At 72.9% G+C, this 16640-nt stretch carries 17 protein-coding genes and 1 pseudogene; 4 read left to right on the forward strand and 14 right to left on the reverse strand.

What is annotated here, in order from left to right; all coding sequences use genetic code 11:
- Positions 1–166, forward strand: a pseudogene (locus E5N76_RS30680) (IS630 family transposase); the annotation flags it as partial.
- A gap of 115 nt (positions 167–281) precedes the next feature.
- Here the strand turns inward: E5N76_RS30680 and E5N76_RS21510 are convergent.
- The 6 genes from E5N76_RS21510 to E5N76_RS30685 all read right to left on the reverse strand — a co-directional run bounded on the left by E5N76_RS21510 (position 282) and on the right by E5N76_RS30685 (position 7546).
- Complete coding sequence (locus tag E5N76_RS21510) at positions 282–1781, reverse strand: Ppx/GppA family phosphatase (protein WP_235907813.1); 1500 nt, start codon at positions 1779–1781, stop codon at positions 282–284.
- A 4-nt stretch (positions 1782–1785) separates the two neighbouring features.
- Positions 1786–3990, reverse strand: coding sequence for an RNA degradosome polyphosphate kinase (locus tag E5N76_RS21515; protein WP_149539388.1), 2205 nt, complete (start codon positions 3988–3990; stop codon positions 1786–1788).
- A 10-nt stretch (positions 3991–4000) separates the two neighbouring features.
- Complete coding sequence (locus tag E5N76_RS21520; protein WP_149539389.1) at positions 4001–4729, reverse strand: P-loop NTPase family protein; 729 nt, start codon at positions 4727–4729, stop codon at positions 4001–4003.
- Positions 4730–5045: 316 nt separating this feature from the next.
- Entirely contained in the window at positions 5046–6305 is a 1260-nt protein-coding gene (locus tag E5N76_RS21525) for an AI-2E family transporter (protein WP_149539390.1), read from the reverse strand.
- 7 nt (positions 6306–6312) lie between these two features.
- Positions 6313–6885, reverse strand: coding sequence for a CDP-alcohol phosphatidyltransferase family protein (locus E5N76_RS21530; RefSeq protein WP_235907814.1), 573 nt, complete (start codon positions 6883–6885; stop codon positions 6313–6315).
- Positions 6875–7546, reverse strand: coding sequence for a hypothetical protein (locus tag E5N76_RS30685; RefSeq protein ID WP_235907822.1), 672 nt, complete (start codon positions 7544–7546; stop codon positions 6875–6877). The genes E5N76_RS21530 and E5N76_RS30685 overlap by 11 nt, the downstream gene beginning before the upstream one ends.
- A gap of 129 nt (positions 7547–7675) precedes the next feature.
- Here E5N76_RS30685 and purM point away from each other — a divergent pair, with 129 nt between their 5' ends.
- The 3 genes from purM (at position 7676) to E5N76_RS21545 (ending at position 9661) form a co-directional block, all read left to right on the forward strand.
- Positions 7676–8764 carry a phosphoribosylformylglycinamidine cyclo-ligase gene (gene purM / locus E5N76_RS21535; RefSeq protein ID WP_149539478.1) on the forward strand — a complete coding sequence of 363 codons (1089 nt, stop codon included), beginning with the start codon at positions 7676–7678 and terminating at the stop codon, positions 8762–8764.
- A 101-nt stretch (positions 8765–8865) separates the two neighbouring features.
- The gene (purN, locus tag E5N76_RS21540; protein WP_149539479.1) at positions 8866–9492 is read left to right on the forward strand and encodes a phosphoribosylglycinamide formyltransferase; all 627 of its coding nucleotides are present in this window, start codon (positions 8866–8868) and stop codon (positions 9490–9492) included.
- A 10-nt stretch (positions 9493–9502) separates the two neighbouring features.
- Positions 9503–9661 carry a preprotein translocase subunit SecE gene (locus E5N76_RS21545; protein WP_149539392.1) on the forward strand — a complete coding sequence of 53 codons (159 nt, stop codon included), beginning with the start codon at positions 9503–9505 and terminating at the stop codon, positions 9659–9661.
- A gap of 220 nt (positions 9662–9881) precedes the next feature.
- Here E5N76_RS21545 and E5N76_RS21550 read toward each other — a convergent pair whose 3' ends face one another.
- The 8 genes from E5N76_RS21550 to E5N76_RS21585 all read right to left on the reverse strand — a co-directional run bounded on the left by E5N76_RS21550 (position 9882) and on the right by E5N76_RS21585 (position 16635).
- On the reverse strand, positions 9882–10562 hold the full coding sequence (locus E5N76_RS21550; protein ID WP_149539393.1) for a Fe2+-dependent dioxygenase: 681 nt from the start codon (positions 10560–10562) through the stop codon (positions 9882–9884).
- Positions 10562–11395, reverse strand: a complete 834-nt coding sequence (locus tag E5N76_RS21555) for a hypothetical protein (protein ID WP_149539394.1) — start codon at positions 11393–11395, stop codon at positions 10562–10564. Before E5N76_RS21555 ends, E5N76_RS21550 begins: the two co-directional genes overlap by 1 nt.
- Positions 11396–11537: 142 nt before the next feature.
- The gene (locus tag E5N76_RS21560; RefSeq protein WP_149539395.1) at positions 11538–12335 is read right to left on the reverse strand and encodes a phytanoyl-CoA dioxygenase family protein; all 798 of its coding nucleotides are present in this window, start codon (positions 12333–12335) and stop codon (positions 11538–11540) included.
- 252 nt (positions 12336–12587) lie between these two features.
- Positions 12588–14429, reverse strand: a complete 1842-nt coding sequence (ptsP, locus tag E5N76_RS21565) for a phosphoenolpyruvate--protein phosphotransferase (protein WP_149539396.1) — start codon at positions 14427–14429, stop codon at positions 12588–12590.
- Complete coding sequence (locus E5N76_RS21570) at positions 14419–14664, reverse strand: HPr family phosphocarrier protein (RefSeq protein ID WP_408021721.1); 246 nt, start codon at positions 14662–14664, stop codon at positions 14419–14421. Before E5N76_RS21570 ends, ptsP begins: the two co-directional genes overlap by 11 nt.
- A gap of 128 nt (positions 14665–14792) precedes the next feature.
- The gene (locus tag E5N76_RS21575) at positions 14793–15230 is read right to left on the reverse strand and encodes a PTS sugar transporter subunit IIA (RefSeq protein WP_149539397.1); all 438 of its coding nucleotides are present in this window, start codon (positions 15228–15230) and stop codon (positions 14793–14795) included.
- Complete coding sequence (gene rapZ / locus E5N76_RS21580) at positions 15227–16183, reverse strand: RNase adapter RapZ (RefSeq protein WP_149539398.1); 957 nt, start codon at positions 16181–16183, stop codon at positions 15227–15229. Before rapZ ends, E5N76_RS21575 begins: the two co-directional genes overlap by 4 nt.
- Positions 16180–16635, reverse strand: coding sequence for an HPr kinase/phosphorylase (locus E5N76_RS21585; RefSeq protein WP_149539399.1), 456 nt, complete (start codon positions 16633–16635; stop codon positions 16180–16182). The genes rapZ and E5N76_RS21585 overlap by 4 nt, the downstream gene beginning before the upstream one ends.
- Positions 16636–16640: the final 5 nt, after the last annotated feature.

Consider the following 16640-nt stretch of genomic DNA (forward strand, 5'->3'; position numbering starts at 1 on the left):
CCTGAACCCGATCGAGCAACTCTTCGCCAAGATCAAGCACCTCATGCGCGCCGCCGAGCAGCGAACTATCGGCACCACCTGGCGCAAGGTCGGCGCCATCCTCGACCTCGTCAGCCCAACCGAATGCACCAACTATCTCGCCAACTCAGGATATGCTTCCGCCTAAACACAGCTTGCTCTAGAGCGGGATCGGGTGAGCTGCGCTCACCCGCCCCGCTCTAGCTCTTTGTTCGGTCGCGTGCTTCACGGTTTCGGTCGATTCGACCTCAACCGATCACGCTCTAAGCCTCCACCTCCACCACCGTCTCCAGCCCCAGCGTAGCGCCCAGCGCCTCCACCCGGCGCAGCACGCTCTCCCCGGCGAAGACGCCGCTGCCCTCCTTCAGCCGTAGCACCAGCCGGCTGCCGCGGCGTTCCAGCGCCGTGCCGGCCAGCAGCGCCGGCGTGCCGCCGCACAGCGTATAGGCCAGGCGCAGCGCCGCCCCCAGCGCCTCCGCCCGGCGGATCGTCGCCACGTCCAGCAGCACCCGCGTCGGGGCCAGGAAGGGGCTGTCCGGTTCCGCCTCGTAGCGCAGCGCCGCCACCAGGGCGAGGAAGGCACGGGCATGGTGATCCAGCCCCGCCCCGTGCTGCCGCAGGACCCGCAGGAAAGCCTGCTCCGCCCGGTATTCCGGGTGGTCATGGCTGCCGATGTCGGAAATCCAGCAGGCCGCCTCACGCAGCGCCCTGGCCAGCCCCTCCGGCTCGGGGAAGAGCGGATCGGTCCAGGCGATCAGCGCCGGGGGCAGCCCGGCATCGCGGCCCCAGCCCTGGGCCAGATCCTGCGCCGCGGTCAGCAGCGGGTCCGCCTCCCGCAGCTCGGCCGGCAGCAGGTTGGCATACCAGCCCTCCCGCAAGCCGTTGGCGGAGAACACCACCCGCGCCGCGCCGCTGGCGCGCAGCAGCCGGCGCATCGCGACGGCGGCGAAGGGCAGGTCGGCCAGCCGCTTCAGCGGCGCCCCCGCCATGCGTTCCAGCACCCGCCGCGACGCCGCCATGACGACGCCGGCCAGGTCCCGCGCCTCCTCCCGCCGCAGCACGTAGTGGTGGACGATGGCCAGCGGGTAGCCGGTCTGGGCGATATGCATCCGTGCCAGCGCCCGCCAGGCGCCGCCGACGAGGTAGAGGTCGCGCCCGCCGCCCTCGGCCAGCCAGGGGTGGCGGGCCAGCTCCTGCTCGGCGATCGCCCGGGCCCGGATGGTGTCGCCACCCGAACGCTCCGCCAGGCGGATGGCGCCGATGGGCAGGGAGGCGGCCTGGCGCACCTGCCCGGCATCCAGCCGCACCACCTCCAGGCTGCCGCCGCCGAGATCGCCGAGAATGCCGTCCGCCCCGGGAAAGCCCAGCAGCACGCCGGCGGCGGAAAGCCGCCCCTCCTCCTCCCCGCTCAGGATGCGGATCGGCACCTCCGGCATGCGCTGCCGCAGCGCGGCGACGAATTCCGCGCCGTTGCTGGCATCCCGCACCGCCGCCGTCGCCACCACCTCGATCGGCGCCGCCTGCATCGCCTGCGCCACCGCATGGTAGCGGCCGAGCACGGTCAGCGCCGGCCCGATCGCTTCCTCATTCAGCCTTCCGGTTGCCTGCAACCCGCGGCCGAGGCCGAGCACGGCCTTTTCGTTGAAGATCGCCTGCGGGTTCCGCCCCCGCCCCTCGAAGATGACGAGGCGCACGGAATTGGAGCCGAGATCGACGACGCCGCAGCGCGGCGGCGGGGGTTCGTGATGATAGGCAATGGCCAAGCGGTCAGTCCTGCGCGATGCGGTCGGGCCTCACCCGCCGTGCCGCGCCGCTGGCACGCGCCGCGCGGTGCAGGGCGCTGCCGCGGCCGGAGAGGGAGGGATTGGTCATGAAATAGGCATGGGCGGAAACCGGCTGCAGCCCTGGCTTCATCCGCTGCCAGCTGCCATCCGGCTGCAGCTCCCAGCTCTGCGCGGTGTCCTTCAAATTCACCACCATGATCTGGTCGAGGATCTGCGCATGCACGGTCGGGTTCTCCACCGGCACCAGGGTCTCCACGCGCCAGTCCATGTTCCGCGCCATCCAGTCGGCCGAGGAGATGAACACCCGCGCCCGCCGGCTGGGCAGGCGGTGGCCATTGCCGAAGACGCAGATGCGGGAATGTTCCAGGAAGCGGCCGACGATGGACTTCACCCGGATATTCTCGGAAAGCCCGGCGACGCCCGGCCGCAGGCAGCAGATGCCGCGCACCACCGCCTCGATCCGCACGCCGGCCTGGCTGGCGCGGTAGAGCGCGTCGATGAGCTGCTCATCCACCAGGCTGTTCATCTTCAGCCAGATGCCGGCCGGCTTCCCCTCCTGCGCGAAGCCGGTCTCCTGCTCGATCAGGCCGAGCAGGGTCGGGCGGATGGTGAGCGGGGAGAAGGCGAGGCTCCTCATCTTCGCCGGCCGCGCATAGCCGGTCATGTAGTTGAACAGGCGCGCCGCATCCGCGGTCAGCGCCGGGTCGGCGGTGAAGAAGGAAAGGTCGGTGTAGATGCGCGCGGTGACGGGATGGTAGTTGCCCGTGCCGAAATGCGCGTAGGAGCGCAGCGCCTGGCCTTCGCGCCGCACCACCAGCGAGACCTTGGCATGGGTCTTCAGCTCGACGAAGCCGAACACCACCTGCACGCCGGCGGCTTCCAGCTCGCGGGAGAGGGCGATGTTCCGCTCCTCGTCGAAGCGGGCCTTGATCTCGATGACGCCGGTGACGGATTTGCCCGCCTCCGCCGCCTCGATCAGCGCGCGGGCGATCGGGCTTTCGCGGCTGGTGCGGTAGAGGGTCTGCTTGATGGCGACCACATTCGGGTCGCGTGCCGCCTGGCGCAGGAACTGCACCACCACGTCGAAGGATTCGTAAGGGTGGTGGACGACGATGTCCTTCGCCCTGATCGCCGCGAAGCAATCGCCGCCGTAATCCAGGATGCGCTCCGGGAAGCGCGGCGTGTAGGGGGTGAAGAGGAGATCCGGCCGGTCATCGACGATGAGCTGGGTCAGCGCATCCATGCCCAGCAGCCCATCCACGACGAAGATGTTGCTGCGGTCGGCGCTCAGCTCCTCGGCGACGAAATCCACCATATCGGCGGGGGTGGCGGCGGTCACGCTCAGCCGGATGGCGCGGCCGCGGCGGCGGCGCTTCAGCGCGGTCTCGTAGGAACGGACGAGATCCTCCGCCTCTTCCTCGAATTCCACATCGGTGTCGCGGATCAGCCGGAACAGGCCCTGCTCCGCCGGGATGAAGCCGGGGAAGAGGCGGCGCAGGCTGAGGGTGATGAGATCCTCCAGCACCAGGAAGCGGATGCCGGGCTGCTCCTCATTCGGCGGCAGGCGGATGAAGCGCTCGATCTGCGGCGGCAGCGGCAGCAAGGCGCGCATGGTGCCGCCATCCTCCTCCCGCACCAGCTTCAGCGCCATGCAGAGGGCGAGGTTCTGGATGAAGGGGAAGGGATGCGCAGGGTCCACGGCGAGCGGCGTCAGCACCGGAAAGACCCGCTCGTCGAACCAGGCGGCGGCCCAGGCATGCTCCGCCTCGGTCAGCTCCTCCGGCGCGCAGACGGCGATGCCGGCTTCGCGGAGCTGCGCCGCCAGGGTCTGCCATTGCGCCTGCTGCTCGGCCAGCAGCTCTTCCGCCCGGTCGTGGATCGCAGCCAATTGCTGGGCGGGGGTGCGGCCATCCGGCGCCGGGCTGGCGATGCCGGCGCGGTCCTGGCCGATGAGGCCCGCCACGCGGACGGAATAGAATTCATCGAGGTTGGAGGCTGAGATGGCGACGAAGCGCAGCCGCTCCAGCAGCGGATGGGCGGGGTTGGCCGCTTCCTCCAGCACCCGGGTGTTGAAATCCAGCCAGGAGAGCTCGCGGTTGAGGAAGCGCTCCGGCGCCTCCGGCCCCGTGGCGGGCGCGGCGGCGCCCTGGCTCTCGACGGCGGCCGGGCGGAGGTCGAGCGGGGTCATGCCAGCAACCCTATAGCAGGCAGGGGGCAGAGGGGGAGGGCGCGGCCTCCCCCGCCATCGAAACATCATCCAACGGCGCTGGATCGAAGCCGGGCCAGTCGCGCAGGGCGGTGCGGGCGAGGGTGCGGGTGACGGCGCCGCCGGCCGCGAGCGCGGCCTCGTTCAGGGTGCGGGCGGCAGCGGCCATGGCAGCCGCTTCGCGCGGCAGGCGGAGCAGCAGCCAGCCCTGCACGGCCGGGTCCACGCGGAGCTGCAAGGCGGCGAAATGCTTGCGGAGCAGGGCGGCGAGGAGCGTGTCGGTGGGCGGCTGGACGCCGACGGCGGTGATGGCGCGGAGGCGGCTGGCGAGGTCCGGGAGTTTGACCGGCCAGCGGGCGGGGGGCGCGCGGCCGGCCAGCAGCACGGCCTGGCGGCGCTCGGCGCAGATGTTCAGCAGGTGGAACAGGGCGGCTTCGTCAAGGGCGCAATCGGCGTCGTCCAGGGTGAGGCCGGGGGCGGCGGGGATGTCGGGCAACCCGCGGATGGCGGGGCCGGGAAGGCTGGGCCAGGCGTGGCGGGCGGCGAATTCGGCAAGCATATGGGATTTGCCGGTGGCGGCCGGGCCGTAAAGGGCGAGGCGGTGCTGTGGCCAGGCTTCCGGCCGGGCCAGCCAGGCAAGGGCCTCGGCATTGCTGGCATCCTCCAGCAGCGCCCCCGGCGCGGGCGGCGGCAGGCGGAGCGGCAGGGCAAGCTGGCGCATCAGGGCCGGGGAATCCAGGACATGGGCGCAGCATAGCGGTGGGGACGGAACGCGGCAGTGGCGTGGCGGAAAGGCCGGGACGCCCTTCCTTCAGTGCCCGGCATGGCGCGCTGCATCGGCAACCTGGCGGGGTTTGGACGAAGGGCGACTTCCTGGAGCGTGATCGGTTGTGGGAGCGTGATCGGCCGAGGTTGAATCAACCGAAACCATGAATCACGCGGTCAGACAAAAAGGTGGAGCGGGGTGCGTGAGCGAAAGCGAACGCACCCCGCTCCAGGCCCGGCTCGCAACGGGCAGCCTTCGAACCAACGCCCCCTCACCCCGTCCGCGGCGGGTCCAGATACAGCGGACTCTCCAGATACCGTCGCAGCCAATACCGGGCGATCACCCCCGCCACCGCCGCCAGCGGCACCGCCAGCAGCACGCCGAGGAAGCCGAACGCCACCCCGCCGGCGAACAGCGCGAAGATCACCCACACCGCGTGCAGCTCCACCCGGTCCCCCAGCAGCCGCGGATAGATGATGTATCCCTCCACCACCTGGCCCGTGACGAAGATCGCCGCCACCAGCAGCACCCCGTTCCAGGTGCCGTACTGCGCCAGCGCCAGGGCCAGCGCGGTGATCAGCCCGGTGATGGAGCCGACATAGGGGATGAAGGAGAGGATGCCCGCCATCAGCCCCACCGTCAGCCCCAGCTCCAGCCCGATCAGCGACAGCGCCGTGGCGTAGTACACCGCCAGCAGCGCGCAGCAGAGCAACTGCCCGCGCAGCCAGGCGGAGAGCAGCCGGTCGGTATCCCGCGCCATCTGCCGCAGCGTCGCGGCGGAACGGCGCGGCAGCCAGGCGTCCAGCCGCAGCATGATCCGCGGCCAGTCCCGCAGCAGGTAGAAGGCCACCACCGGCGTCACCGTCACCAGGGTGAAGACGTTGAAGATGGCGAAGCCACCCCCCAGCAGCCGGGCGATGGAGGTGCCGAGATAGGAGATGATCGCCCCCGCCTGCCCCACCGCCAGGTCCTGCAGCCGGGAATCCACCACATCCGGCCCCAGCCGCTGGGCGAGCGCCGCCAGCGCCTCCCGCACCGCGGCGCCGACGCCCAGCACGTAGCTCGGCAGGCGCTGCAGCAGGATGGAGACCTGGGCGACCAGCACCGGGTAGAGCAGCAGCACGCAGAGCAGCGCCACCCCGACCACGGCGAGGATCATGATCAGCGCGGAAAACCCCCGCCCCACCCCCAGGCGCACCAGCCCGCTGGCCGGCGGGTCGAGGAAATAGGCGATCACCCCGGCCAGGACGAAGGGCGTCAAGATGGCCGAGAACAGCCAGATCGAGACCAGCAGGAAGACCGCGACGCCCAATGCCAGGCCGAGGCGCTGGCCGCTGGTGGCGGCGCGCGGCACCGGGCGCGGCGGCCGGTTGGCGGGGCCAGGGGGGGCGGGGCCAGCGGGGGCGGGGCCAGGGGGGTGGGGCTGGGGCTGGTCCGCCAGGGGGCGGGCCAGGGGGCGGGCCAGCGGCGCGGCCGGGCCGCCGCCCGCCCGGGCCGGCGGGGCACGCTCCGGCGGCGGCAGGCTCACCATGGCCGGGTCACCCCGCCGACGCCCCGCGGCGCAGCGCGGCGACGACGTAGCGCGTGCCGGAAGCGAGGGTGGAGCCAGCCACGATCCAGACCAGGGCGGTGAGCAGGCCGGATGCCTGCAGCCCGAAGCCTGCCAGCAGCAGGGCCAGCGCCGCCAGCCCGATCTGCAGCGCGGTATTCAGCTTGGAAATGAACAGCGGCCGGATCGCCACGGGCTGACCGAGCAGCCAGAGCACGATGACCCCGCCGACGATGATGAGGTCCCGGAACACCACCAGTATCGCCAGCCAGTCCGGCAGCACGCCGATGGCGGCCAGCGTCACATAGACCGAAACCAGCAGCGCCTTGTCCGCCACCGGGTCCAGCAGCGCGCCGAGGGCGGAGCGGGCATTGCGCACCCGCGCCAGCCAGCCGTCGATGGCGTCGGAGATGCCGGCGCCGATGAAGAGGCAGAAGGCGACGTCCAGCCGGTGCTGCAGGATCAGCCAGATGGTCGCCGGCACGGCGCAGAGCCGCGCCAGGGTGATGAGGTTGGGCAGCGTGACCAGCGCATCGCTGCCCGGGGCCGGATCATCCGCCACCGAGAAACAGGCGCCAGGCCGCGGCGCCGGTCGCCGGCGAAAGGGTGAGGCCGAGCGGGCCGAGCTCGGCGGCGGCGGCCTCCGGCGGCAGGCGCAGGCCGAGGCGCAGCCTTGCCGCATCCACCGCCACGGCCTGCAGGGTGAAGCCGGCGACCGACGGCGCCGCCCGCAGCCGGCGCTGCAGCTCCAGCCATTCGCCGAGGGAGGCGTAGCTCGCCACCGCCTCGATCCAGTTGCTGGCGGGGCCGGCCGCCGCCTGGCCGGTGCCCGGCGCCGCCCCGCCACCACCGCCCAGCACGCGCTGCACCCGGCCGGGGTTGAAATTCACCGTGATCCGGCCGGTGTAGCGGGTGGGGGCGGTCCGTTCCTGCTCGATGACGATGGAGCTGACCAGATTCTCGATCTGCCGGTCGGAGAGGTTTGGCCCGGACTGGCCCAGCTCCGCCAGATAGCGTTCCCAGGCGATTCGCCGCCCGGAGGCAAGCGCCTGCTCCCGCGCCAGCACGCCGTTCTCCGCCGTGGCCTCGGCCGGGACGCCGCGCTGGGTGGTGCCGCCGCCGGAGGCTTCCGCCGCGGGGGCGGGAGAAGGCACCACGGAGACGGGCGCCGAATCGGTCTGCGCCCGCGCCGCGCCCAGCCCCAGGCCGAGCGCCAGGACCACGGCCCCCCCGACCATCCTCCGCGCCATGCATGCCACCCCGCCACTTGCCGAGGACTTCCCGCCAAGACGGCGGCCGCTCGCTGCGCTAGAAGCTCCCGGGACAGGACCCTTAGCCGATCGGAGGCCGCCCTGACCAGTTCCCCCCCCGGTTCCTCCCCCGCCGGCCTGACCTATCGTGAAGCCGGCGTCGATATCGATGCCGGCGACGCGCTGGTCGAGGCGATCAAGCCGCTGGCCAGGGCCACCAGCCGCGCCGGCGTCCTGGGCGGCATCGGCGGCTTCGGCGCGCTGTTCGATTTGCAGGCGGCGGGGTTCAAGGACCCCGTCCTGGTCAGCTCCACCGACGGCGTCGGCACGAAATTGCGCGTGGCGATCGATGCCGGCCGCCATGCGACGGTCGGCATCGACCTGGTGGCGATGTGCGTGAACGACCTGGTGGTGCAGGGGGCGGAGCCGCTGTTCTTCCTCGACTATTTCGCCACCGGGAAATTGCGGCTGGAGCAGGCGCGGGAGGTCATCGCCGGCATCGCCGAGGGCTGCCGCCAGGCCGGCTGCGCCCTGGTGGGGGGCGAGACGGCGGAGATGCCGGGGATGTACGCCGCGGAGGATTACGACCTGGCCGGCTTCTCGGTCGGCGCGGCGGAGCGGGACGGGCTGCTGCCGCGGCCGGATGTGGGGCCGGGCGACGTGCTGCTCGGCCTGGCCAGTTCCGGGGTGCATTCCAACGGCTTCTCCCTGGTGCGGCGGGCGGTGCAGGCGGGGAATGCCGGGCTCGGTTCCCCCGCGCCCTTCGCCGCCGGCCAGACACTGGGGGAGGCGCTGCTGACCCCCACCCGCATCTATGTGCAGCCGCTGCTGGCGCTGCACCGGGCGGGGAAGCTGAAGGCGGCCGCCCACATCACCGGCGGCGGGCTGCCGGGGAATCTGCCGCGGGTGCTGCCGGCGGGGGTGGCGGCGGTGCTCCAGGCCGGCGCCTGGACGGTGCCGCCGGTCTTCGTCTGGCTGGCCCGCACCGGGAAGGTGGCCGCCGCGGAAATGCTGCGCGTCTTCAATTGCGGCATCGGCATGGTGGCGGTGGTGGCCGCCGGGGAGGCCGAGGCCGCCACCGCCCTGCTGGAAGCGGCCGGCGAAACCGTGTTCCGCATCGGCGTGCTGGAGGAAGCAGCGGGCGAGGCCCAGCTGCGGATCGAGGGGCTGACGGAGAGCTGGCCGGCGTGACGCAGCCCGACCCGGCGCCGCAAGCCGCGCCCGGCGGCAGCCCGGGGCGGGGGCCGGAACGGCGCCGCACCGCCATCCTGATCTCCGGCCGCGGCTCCAACATGCTGGCGCTGCTGGAGGCGGCCCGGGACCCTGCCTACCCGGCCGAGATCGCCCTGGTCCTCGCCAACCGCGCCGATGCCGCGGGGCTCGCCCGGGCGGCGGATTTCGGCGTGCCGACCGCGGTGGTGGAGAGCCGCCCCTTCCGCGGCGACCGCCAGGCGCATGAGGCGGCGGTGCAGCAGGTGCTGGAGGCGCATGGCGTCGGCCTGGTCTGCCTCGCCGGCTATATGCGGCTGCTGACGCCCTGGTTCGTCGGGCGCTGGGCGGGGCGGATGCTGAACATCCATCCCAGCCTGCTGCCCGCCTTCCCCGGGCTGGAGACCCATGCCCGCGCCCTGGCCGCCGGGGTGAAGCTGCATGGCTGCACCGTGCATTGGGTGACGGAGGCGATGGATGAGGGCCCCATCCTCGCCCAGGCCGCCGTGCCGGTGCTGCCGGGGGATGACGAAGCGGCGCTGGCGGCCCGGGTGCTGGCGCAGGAGCACCGGCTTTACCCGCTGGCGCTGGCGATCGCCGCCGGCGGGGCGGCCGCACCGCCCGGGGCGGGGGCGGCCCTGCTGAACCCGCTGCCAGACCCCTTGCCCCTGAAGCCGCCACTTCCTACACCGACGCCCGGGATTGCGTGAGGAACGGGCCGTGGCCGAGCAGCAGCAGCACTACGAATTCGCGGCGGTTGATTCGAAGGACATCCTGGCCGAGCGGCAGCATGCCTGGGAGGGCTTCACCCAATTCGTCGCCTGGGGCATCGGCGCCACCGTGCTGCTGCTGCTGGCGCTGCTGATCTTCGTGGCCTGAATCCCCGCGACGCGCTGGCGCGCCGTCGCGAGGACCCCGGAAGAGGTTGCAGCCCGAAGCCTCGCGCGGCCTGCCGCGGCAGGCACCGGGACCTCCGGTCGCGGTGCCCGTCCTGCCGCCCGCCGCCGCAGGGGCACGCCGCGGCGGGTCGCGGTGCGACCTCGGCGAGACGGCGCCCGCTCCGGCGCCCGCCCCACGGCGCGCCGCGGCGCAGCGGGCGTCAGGTTTCCGCCCAGCGCCGCAGCAAATTGGCATGGGTCTTCGCCAGCAGGCGGAAGGTCTCGCCATCCCCCTCCCGCGCGAAGACGGCGCGGCGGGCGCGGTCCAGGTCGAACAGCGTCTCGCGCGCCGCCGCCTCCCGCACCAGGCTCTGCGCCCAGGTCACCGCCACCAGCCTTTCCCCGGCCGTGACTGGAGCCACGCGGTGCAGGGTGGTTGCGGGGTATACCAGGGCACAGCCGGCAGGCAGCTTGTACTCTGCCTCCCCGCCCACGCCCTCGATCACCAGCTCCCCGCCTTCGTAATCGTCAGGCCCGGCCAGGAAGACCGTGACCGAGAGGTCGGTGCGGACCGGGCCGGCGGGGTCGGCGAGGCCCATCAGCGCGTCATCCATATGGGTGCCGTAGGCGCCTTCCCCGGCATAGCGGGCGAACAGCACCGGGCGCAGCCGGCGCGGCAGGGCAGCGGCGCGGAACAGCGCATGCCCCAGCAGGGCGGCGGAGACGATCCCCGCCGCCTCCTGCACCGCCGGGTCGGCAGGCGCGGCCTGCTCGTTCGCCTTCACCCCGCGGGCGGCCCAGCCGGCGCTGCGCCGCCCATCGCCGAAGCGCGCCCCGGCCAGCAGGGCGCGCAACCTTGCCAAGGTTGCGTCCTCCAGCAGCCCGGCGATCGGCAGGATCATCAGGGCAGGTCGGACAGGGCCAGCTTCAGCCGCGCCGCCTGGGCGGAAAGCGGGCCGGGGGCGATGGGCCTGGCCGGCCGGTTCATGCCCGGATAGGCCGGGGCCAGGGCCCGGACCGCCTCCCGCATCGCCTTGGCCTCCGCCCGGTGGCCGGCCGCCTCCAGCGCGGGCGCCACGGCCTTGGCCCGCGCCTCGGCGGCCAGATAGAGGCCGAGCCCGTCCAGATAGGGCTCCAGCTCCTGGCTGCGCAGGGCGTAGGCGTGCTGCAGGGCGGCGCGGTCCAGCATCTCCCCCACCACCCGGGCCCGGACGGTGAGGCTGGGGCCGGCGCCGGGGGCCTTGGCCTCGGCTTCCTTTAACGCCGCCAGCACCTGGTCCACCGCGGCGGCGACGCGGCCACGCGGGGCGCGGTCCAGGGCGAGGGTGGAGGCCTCCTGCATCTTCTCCTGGAAGGGCGGGACGCCGCGATCCTGGAAGACGCCTTCCAGCTCGGTATAGATTTCGGCGATGGGGTGGGCGAACATCTCGGCGGCGGCGGTGTTGCGCCCGGCCTCATAGGCGCGGCGGCCGGCCAGGTAATGCGCCGCGACCACATCCAGGGCGAGGATGAAGGCGACAGGATCGCTGGCAGCGCGGTCGGCATCGACGCCGGCTTCGCCGCCCTCCCCCCCTTCCCCGCCCTCGCCGCCTTCACCGCCCTGGGTGAGCGGCGGGGCAGCAGGGGCGGGCTGGGCGAGGGCGCCGGCAGGGCCGAGCAAGGCAAAGCCGCCAAGGCCGAGCCAGAGCTTGGTGCGGCGGGTGACGCGGATGGGTGTGGAGTCGTCGTCCGGCATGAGAGCACTCTTTCGGTGCGGTGGGGCGCTGGCGGCGGCTGCGCGGTGGCCCGAAGGTAGCGGATGGCGTGGGGGGTGGCGAGGCGAAGGCGGTGCATGGGATGCCATCGGCGCCCCGCCGCCCAGCCCCCTGGCCCGCGCTTCAGCCCCCAAGGGCCTCGCGGATCGCTCGCTCGACTGGCGACTCGCCGCCCTCCGGCCCGGCAGCCCATGCCTCCGTCGGCAGCAGGGGCGGCTGCGCCAGGAAGCGGGGCGCGCGGCCGCGGTGCTGCTGCGCCGCATGCACCAGGAAGGGGTGGCAGAGATAGACATCGCCGGCGCGGCCCGTCGCCAGGGCCTCGGCCCGCTGCGCCGAACCCGCGAAGCCATCCGCCGCCAGCTCCCGCAGGCTCAGCCCCGCCTCGCCCGCCGGGGCAAGCTGGCGGGCGATGTCGCGATGGGAGCCGACCCGGATCCGCGTCGGCGCATCCGCCTCCCCCACATCCGAGAACAGGAACAGCAGCAGCAGCGCCCGGCCGCGGGAGCGCAGGTTCACGCGCCATGCCATGAAATCGGGGGTCTCGGTGCCGAAGCTGGCGTCGACATGCCAGCCGGCATCGCCCGGCTCCTCCTCCGAGGGGAAGCGGATGGGGAAGCTGCCCAGCCCCGCCGGGGCCCGCCAGCGCCCGGGCCCGACGAGCTGGTCGAAGGCCGCATGCAGCACCGGCGTGTTCGCCGCCGCCCGGAAGGGCGCCTCCGCATGGTGGCCGAGGCGGATGACCGGCCGGGTCCAGCTTCGCGGGTCCTCGGGGTCGCAGCCCGTGGCGCGCCAGAGGATGGCCCGGCCAGCCTCCGCCAGCTCCCGCGGAAACGCCGCTTCGAGCCTGATGAAGCCGTCGGCGACGAAGCGCCCGATGTCACGGCCGCCGAGCGGGCCCTTCCCATATCCCTGATGTCGCATGTGATCTCGCGCGTGGCGGCTGCGGCGCTGCCCGGTGCCGGGCGGCGCGCATTGGGGTTCCAAGGCGCATCGGGCCGCCTCCCGCTCCGGAAGGCGAAGCCGCTCAGGCCAGGAAGAACACCGAGGCGATGCTGCGACTCATCATGGGCGCACGCATACCGGATGGGCGCACGCATACCGGGATGCGCCCGGCCCGCGCAATGCCGGGTTCGGGACGGCAGCGGCCCGGCCGAAACCGCCCCCGCCGCCGCCTCAATTCCGCTCCGTCACATGGCCCTGGCTCATCACCAGCTCCTGGATCCGCTCCGGGTCGGATTGCTCCATCACCCGGCGGGCGAAGCGGGCGCAGTCGGAGATGTCGAGCGCGCGGATCGCCTGCTTCACCCGCGGGATGGCGCTGGCATTCATGGACAGGCAGCGGATGCCGAGGCCCAGCAGCAGCGGCACCAGCCGCGGGTTGCCGCCCATCTCGCCACAGACGCTCACCGGCATGCGCAGGCGCAGCGCGGCTTCCGTGGCGAATTGCATCAGCCGCAGCACCGCCGGGTGCAGCGGGTCGTAGAGATGCGACACCTCGCTCTCCGCCCGGTCCACCGCCAGGGTGTACATGGCCAGGTCATTGGTGCCGATGGCGAAGAAATCCGCCTCCAGCGCAATCGCATCCGCCGCCAGCGCCGCGCCCGGCGTCTCGATCATGGCGCCAAGCTCCGGCAGCTTCTCCGGCACGCCGACACCCTTGCGCCGCAGCCGCCGCGCCACCCTTTCATAGATCTCGCGCGCCTGCCGGACCTCGGCCGGGTTGGTCACCAGCGGCAGCAGGATGCGCACCGGCCCCCGCTCCGCCACCCGCAGGATGGCGGCGAATTGCGCCTCCAGCAGCTCCGGCCGCTTCAGCAGCAGGCGCAGCCCGCGCAGCCCCAGCGCCGGATTCGGCCCGGCATGGGTGGGGGCGATGCCGGAGGCCTGCGCCTCCATATCCTTCTCCCCGCCCCAATCCAGCACCCGGATGGTCACCGGATCGCCTGCCATCGCCTCGACGATCTGGGTATAGGCGGCGAGCTGCGCCTCCTCGTCCGGCAGATCCTCGCGGTTCATGAAGAGGAATTCGGTGCGCAGCAGCCCGATCCCCTGCGCCCCGGCCTGGGCGATCAGCGGCAGCTCCGCCGGGATTTCGAGGTTGGCCTGCAGCTCCACCGGCTCGCCATCCGTCGTCACCGCCGGCAGGCGGCGGAGCTTGGCCAGCTTGGCCCGTTCCCTGGCGAAGGCGGCGAGCGATTCCTTCGCCTTCTCCAGCGCCCTCTCGCCCGGCCGCAGCACCACCAGCCCGGCGCTGCCATCCAGCACCGCCGGCTCGCCGCGCACCGCGCTCTCGGTCAGGCCGGAGGCGCCGAGGACGGAGGGGATGCCGAGCGCCCGCAGCATGATGGCGGTGTGGCCATCCGCCCCGCCCTCCTCCGTCGCCACGCCGGCGATGCGGGCCGGGTCCAGCAGCGCGGCATCGGCCGGCGTCAGCTCCTCGGCGACCAGGATGGCGCCTTCCGGCACCTCCTTCAGGCTGCGGAAGGGGGTGGCGGTCAGGTTGCGGGTCAGGCGGCGGGCGATCTCCCGCACCTCCCCGGCGCGGCGGTTCAGCCCGGCGCGATCGTCGTCCTTCTGGGCGAGGATGATGGTGGCGATCGCCTCCGCCTCATCCTGCACCGCGGTCTCGGCGGCCAGCAGCTCCGCCTCGATCCGCTTGCGGGCGCCGCGCAGCAGCCGGGAATTCCCCAGCATCATCGCATAGGCGTCGAGCAGCGGCTCCAGCTCCTCCTGCGCCTCCTCGGGCAGGACGGAGAGGCGTGACTTCAGCTTGCCGATCTGCTTGCGGGAAAGCGTAACGGCCTCGGCGAGGCGCTGCTTCTCCGCCTCCACCTCCCCGGCCCCGATGGACCGGCGCGGCGCCTCGGCGGGCACCTCGGTGGTGTCGAAGACCGGCCCGATGGCGATGCCCGAGGAGACGGGGATGCCACGGATGGCGATCTCGCGCGGCTTGCGCGCAGCGGCTTTCTTCGGCGCTTCGGCGATGGGCTTCGTCTCGGCCTTCTCACTCTTCATGGAAGCCGGCCTCGACCAGGCCGGCGACTGCCTCGAGCGCTTCCTTGGCGTCCCAGCCCTCGGCCTCGATGGTGATATGGCTGCCGGCGCCCGCCCCCAGCATCATCAGCCCCATGATGGAGCAGGCGGGCACCTTCTGCCCGTCCTTCACCACCTGCAGGCAGGCGGAGTAGCGCTCCGCCAGCGCCACCAGCTTGGCGGCGGCGCGGGCATGCAGGCCGCGGCTGTTGCGGATGACGAGGTCGCGGCGGAGAACGAGGCCGTCACCGCCGCCGCAATCGCAATTGCAATCGGCTGCGCCTCCCAGGGCGCCTTCGGCGGCGGTGGACTGCGGCACAAGCTCGGGCATGACGTCGTCGCGCATCAGCTTGCTCCTCCCTTGGGCGCGCCGTTGGGCCTGGCGGCGCCGTTGGCGATATCGCCGGCGGCGGCGATGTATTTCCGCCCCGCCGCCGCGGCATGGTCCACCGCTTCCGCCAGCGGCTCGGTGGAGCGGATCTTCGCCAGCTTCACCAGCAGCGGCAGGTTCACACCGGCGATCACCTCCACCTGCTTCCGGTCCGCCAGGGAAACGGCCAGGTTGCAGGGGGTGCCGCCCATGATGTCCGTCAGGATGACGACTCCGTCGCCCTGGTCCACCGACCTGATACTCTCGCGGATATCCTGCCTGCGGTCTTCCATGTCGTCATCCGGGCCGATGCAGACGGTTGCCACCGCCCGTTGCGGCCCCACCACATGTTCCATGGCGAGGCGCAATTCATCGGCCAGACGGCCATGGGTGACCAGAACCAATCCGATCATGGGGTTCTAGAAAGGGCCTCCCGACCCTCAGGGCTGGGGCCGTGGGACGGCAGAGGCGCGGCCGCAGCCGCCGCCATGCCGTTCACGCCGAGTTCCCGATGCGTCACATCCGCACGCCAGCCTAAGCTCCGTAGATGGTCAGCCAGGCGCTCCGCCACAAGGACCGATCGGTGGCGGCCCCCGGTGCAGCCCAGGGCGACCGTGAGGTACTTCTTGCCCTCCGCGACGTAGCGCGGCAAGAGGGGGTCGAGCAGGCCGGTCAGCCGGGCCCAGAAGCCGGGGTAGTCCGGATCCTCCTCGACATAGCGGGCGACCGGCGCGTCCCGCCCGGTCAGCGGCTTCAGCTCCGGCACGTAATGCGGGTTGCGCAGGAAGCGCAGGTCGAGGACCAGATCGGCCTCCCGCGGCAGCCCCTTGGGAAAAGCGAAGGACATCACCTGGATGGCGAGGCCGGGTGCGCCTTCCGGGCGGAAGCGCCGCTCGATCATCTGGCGGAAGGCGGGCAGCGCCATGTCGGAGGTGTCGATCACCATATCGGCCGCCTCCCGCAACGGGGCCAGCAGCGCCGCCTCCCGCGCGATGCCGTCCGCCACCCGGCTGCCGAGCGAGCCGCCCGGCGCCAGCGGGTGGCGCCTCCGGGTTTCGGTGAAGCGGCGGAGCAGCACCTGATCCTCGGCGGTGACGTAGAGCAGGGTGACGCCGATATCCTGCCTTTGCCTTAAGCGGGCCAGGGTCGCGAGGGCCTGGGCGGGGAAGAAGCCGCGGGTCCGCGTGTCGATGCCGGCGGCCAGCGGCAGGTCGCCATCCCCCACCAGCTCCTCCAGCAGCTCGAGCGGCGGGTTGTCCACCGTCTCGAAACCGAGATCCTCCAGGGCGCGGAGCGCCGAGGCGCGGCCGGCGCCGGAGAGGCCGGTGACCAGCACCACCGGCCGCGGCGGCGCCCGGCCGCTCATGCGAAGGCCCCGGCGCCGCTGCGGAGGCGGCCGCAGGCCAGCTCCAGCGCCAGGGCAAGGCGGGCGGGGGCGGCGGCGTCGAAGGCATGCATCCGGATGGCGGGCAGGGAGACGCCCTCCGCCGCCCAGGAGTCCGGCGCCGGCAGGCGCGGCACCGCCTCCCGCGGCACCAGGTGGACGGCCAGCCGCAGCACCGGGTCCGGCCGTGCCACCGGCAGCGGGCCGAGCAGGCCGAGGCCGCGCACCTCCAGCAGCCCGGCCAGCGGCGCGGGCGCGGCGGCGCGCAAGGTGCCGCCCTCCGCCCGGAGGGCCACCTGATCGTCGGCCACGAGCCGCCATCCCGCATCGATCATGCGCAGCACGAGATCGGATTTCCCGGCCCCTGAGGGACCCAAAAGCAGGACCGCATCCCCATCCCGGGCGACGGCACTGCCGTGGAGCTGTACGGGCATGGCGT

Origin of the sequence: Siccirubricoccus phaeus (assembly GCF_008360935.1) — a bacterium.
In the GTDB taxonomy this organism is placed as follows: Bacteria; Pseudomonadota; Alphaproteobacteria; order Acetobacterales; family Acetobacteraceae; genus Siccirubricoccus; species Siccirubricoccus phaeus.